Origin of the sequence: Microbacterium testaceum (assembly GCF_001476655.1) — a bacterium.
Taxonomy (GTDB): domain Bacteria; phylum Actinomycetota; class Actinomycetes; order Actinomycetales; family Microbacteriaceae; genus Microbacterium; species Microbacterium testaceum_C.
Genome location: NZ_LDRT01000114.1, coordinates 1 through 3,868, shown reverse-complemented (window position 1 = coordinate 3,868; position 3,868 = coordinate 1). Strand labels below are relative to the sequence as shown.

Here is a 3,868-nt window from a genome sequence, read left to right as displayed (position 1 = left end):
CCCCCGCTCCGGCAGCCCCCGCCGGCTCGGCCTCCGAAGCCCCGCTGACCGACGCCCAGGTCTCCGCCGTCGCCGCCGGGTACACCTCGGACGGTGCGGCACTCGACCTCGGCGTGCTCGTGAACGGCGGGCCGGTGGCATCCGTCCCCGTCCGGATCCCCCTCGCGATGATCAACCGCCACGGACTCGTCGCGGGAGCGACCGGCACGGGTAAGACGCGCACGCTGCAGCTTCTCGCCGAGCAGTTGTCGGCGCAGGGGGTGCCCGTCTTCGCGGCCGACATCAAGGGCGACCTGTCCGGGATCGCCGCGCCGGGTGCTTCCAGCGAGAAGCTCACCGCGCGCACCGCCGCCCTCGGTCAGGACTGGTCGCCGCGGGCGTATCCCACCGAGTTCTTCGCGCTGGGCGATGACACCGCCTCCGGGATCCCGGTGCGCGCGACGGTGTCGGGCTTCGGCCCGCTCCTGCTGAGCCGCGTGCTGGGGCTCAACGCCACGCAGGAGTCGAGCCTCGGCCTCGTGTTCCACTACGCCGACGAGAAGGGGTTGGCGCTGGTCGACCTGCCGGACCTGCGCGCGGTGCTCACCTTCCTCACCAGCGACGAGGGGAAGGACGAGCTGAAGGGCATCGGCGGCCTGTCCGCGGCGACGGCCGGGGTCATCCTGCGCGAGCTCGTCGCCTTCGCCTCCGCCGGGGCCGACACCTTCTTCGGCGAGCCCGAGCTCGATGTCTCGGTCTTCCTGCGCGCGGATGCCGCGGGCGCGGGCATCGTGAGCCTGCTCGAGGTGCCGAACGTCGCCTCGCGGCCCGAGCTGTACTCGACCTTCCTCATGTACCTGCTCGCGGAGCTGTACGAGGTGCTGCCCGAGGTCGGCGACCTCGACAAGCCCAAGCTCGTGTTCTTCTTCGACGAAGCGCACCTGCTGTTCCGCGACGCCTCGAAGGCCTTCCTCGCCGCGATCACGCAGACGGTGCGGCTCATCAGGTCCAAGGGGGTGGGCGTTTTCTTCGTCACGCAGACGCCGAAGGACGTGCCCGCGGACGTCCTCGGGCAGCTCGGCTCGCGCGTGCAGCACGCGCTGCGCGCCTTCACCCCCGACGACGCGAAAGCCCTCCGCGCGTCGGTGCGGACCTACCCCGACTCGGGGTACGACCTCGAGCGGGTGTTCCAAGAACTCGGCACCGGTGAGGCGATCATCACCGTCATGAGCGAGCGCGGAGCGCCGACGCCGGTGGCGTGGACCCGGCTCTTCGCGCCGCGCGCGTCGATGTCGCCGATCCCCGCGGAGACCATGGCGGCCGCCGTCGCGGCATCCCCCCTCTTCGCCGCGTACGGCACCCCGATCGACCCGGAGTCGGCACGCGAGATCCTCGGCGCGCGGATGCAGGCGGCGGCCGACGCGCGCGCCGCGGCGGAGAAGGCGAAACAGGACGCCGCCGACGCCGCCGAGTACGCGAAGCAGAAGGCCGCGATCGACAAAGCGAACGCGGAGGCGCAGAAGAAGGCGCAGCGCGAGTACGAGCGGATCCTGAAGAGCACCGCGGCGCCGCGCCGACGTTCGAGCGCGCCCACCTCGCCGCTCGACGAGGTGCTGGGGCGCGGGGCGACCAAGAGCATCGTGACGGATGTGATCCGCGGTCTGTTCGGCACGGGACGCAGGCGCTGAGCGGGCGACACCCGCGGACGCCGGGACACACGGCGGGAGGATCGTGGATGCCGGGGGCGCGGCATCCACGATCCCTCGCCGTCAGGCCCGCCGGACGGGGAGAGGCATCGTCGAGGTGTCGATGAGGGGGTCGGATCCCTGCCGCTCGACGAGGGCGGCCGCCTCGGCGGGGGTCTCCACCGTCGGCACCGAGCCGAGGAGGGGCCGCTTCGCGGTCTCGCGCATGGCGAGGAGGGCGATGAGACCCAGCGCCGCGAACAGCATGATGTAGAACGCCGGCATGAGGGTGTTGCCGGTCGCGGCGATGAGGGCCTGACTGATGAGCGGCGTGGTCCCGCCGAACAGCGAGACGGCCACGTTGTAGGCCACCGCCATGGCGCCGAAGCGCGACGCGGTCGGGAAGAGCGCCGGGAGAGCGGATGCCGAGATCGCGACGTAGAACGCCACGGGGACGGCGGCCATGCACAGCGCGACCATCACGGCCCACATCTCGCCGATCTGCATGATGAGGAACGCCGGGACGAGCAGGACGAGCGCCGAGATGGCCGCGATCGCATAGACGGGCTTGCGGCCGATGCGATCGCTCAGGCGTCCGATGAACGGCAGGGCGGCCGACATGACCACGAGGACCGGGACTGTGGCGATCGCGGCGGTGAGGTTGGACACGCCGACTTCTTCTTCGAGGTAGACGGGCATGTAGCTCGTGAGCGCGTACCCGGCGGTGTTGGTGGCGGCGACCAGAGCGATGCCGATCAGGAGCGCGCGCCAGTGGTGGCGGACGATCCCGCGCAGCCCCTGCCGGGCCAGCGGGTCGTCGGCGGCGCGCTCTTCGACGGCGTGGGTCTGCTCGAACGACGGTGTCTCGGGGATGCGCAGACGGAACCAGATGGCCACGATGCCGAGGGGGATCGCGAGCAGGAACGGGATGCGCCAGCCGTAGTCGACCATGGCATCCGGACCCGAGATCGAGGTCGTGACCGCCGTGACGATCGCCACGGCCGACGCGCCGGCGGCGAAACCGATGTACGACCCGACATCGAGGAACGACGACCAGAAGCCGCGGGTGCGGTCGGGGGAGAACTCCGAGACGTAGGTGGTCGCCCCGGCGTACTCGCCGCCGGTCGAGAAACCCTGCACCATCTTCAGCACGTAGAGCGGCACGATGGCCCACAGGCCGATCGCGGCGGAGGTGGGGAGCAGACCGATGAGGGCGGTGGCCGCGGCCATCATCGCCATCGTCAGGAACAGCACCTTCTGCCGGCCGATCCGGTCGCCGAGCGGACCGAGCACGAAACCGCCGAAAGGGCGGACGAGGAAAGAGATCGCGAAGCCCAGCAGGGTGACCAGCAGGCCCCACGGGTCGGGAAGGTCGGAGGTGAACACGACGGACAGGGTGACGGCGAGGTAGCCGTAGATCCCGAAGTCGAACCACTCCATGAAGTTGCCGACGACGGTGCCGCCGATGGCCGTGCGCACGCGCTTCTTGTCGACCACGATGACGTCGTCGACCTCGAGTCGGGGGATGCGGGATGCCGAGGGGGGATTCTCGTTCATCGTTCTAGCGTTACTCCGATCGGCGCCCGGATGCCAGCCGAGGCGCCGCGCAGAGCCCCGTGCTAGTGGAAGCTCAGCACCTCGTCGCCCCACGCGCGGCGGAGATCGCCGTCGAGGTCGGCGACGACGAGGTCGTGGCGGTCGATCACGAGCGTCGCGCGCGCGTCGGCACCCTCGGTCGTGAAGACCGGCCATGGGGGCGCGTCCGGCGCCGCCGGGTCTTCTCCCCGGGCGAACGCGATCCACCGTGCCTGCATGCGGGTCGAGATCAGCTCCGCGACCCGCTTCCCGCCCAGCCGGAACGTCGGGTCCTTCGGACCGCTGACGAGGTTGCCCCACACGTAGGGCAGCTCCGCCGCGTGCGTGGCACCCAGGCCGATCAGGCGCAGGAAGGGCGAGGCGTGATCGAAGCGGTAGAGCCACACCGGGGCCGCCGCCGCGTGCCCCTCCGCCGCCCAGAGCGTGGGGAGGCGGAATCCGATGTCGCGGGCGACACCGAGCCCCACCGCGCGGTGACGCACGTGCTCGTAGGCGGCGAGGACCTGCTCGCGGCTCGGCAGCTCGACGCCGGGGTTCTGCTCCGCCATGTCGGCGAACATCTTGTCGATCCGGTCGCCCGTGATGGGGATCAGCGGCGACTTCATGTA

The 3,868-nt window shown here is 71.0% G+C and carries 3 protein-coding genes; 1 reads left to right on the top strand and 2 read right to left on the bottom strand.

Annotation, left to right across the window (positions count from 1 at the left end):
• Positions 1 to 1,667, top strand: a 1,667-nt coding sequence (locus tag NS220_RS14515; protein WP_058624741.1) for a helicase HerA-like domain-containing protein, incomplete at its 5' end; no start/stop codon positions are given.
• Between the two features lie 81 nt (positions 1,668 to 1,748).
• Here NS220_RS14515 and NS220_RS14510 read toward each other — a convergent pair.
• Together NS220_RS14510 and NS220_RS14505 are read right to left on the bottom strand one after the other, a co-directional pair.
• Positions 1,749 to 3,221 (bottom strand): MFS transporter, encoded by a 1,473-nt coding sequence (locus NS220_RS14510; protein WP_058624740.1) that lies wholly within the window; start codon positions 3,219 to 3,221, stop codon positions 1,749 to 1,751.
• 62 nt (positions 3,222 to 3,283) lie between these two features.
• Positions 3,284 to 3,868, bottom strand: a 585-nt coding sequence (locus NS220_RS14505) for a carboxylesterase family protein (RefSeq protein WP_153004307.1), incomplete at its 5' end; no start/stop codon positions are given.

Bases quoted from the DNA above. Each gene is read 5' to 3' on its own strand.
- NS220_RS14510 (WP_058624740.1), bottom strand. From the start codon at position 3,221: ATGAACGAGAATCCCCCCTCGGCATCCCGCATCCCCCGACTCGAGGTC.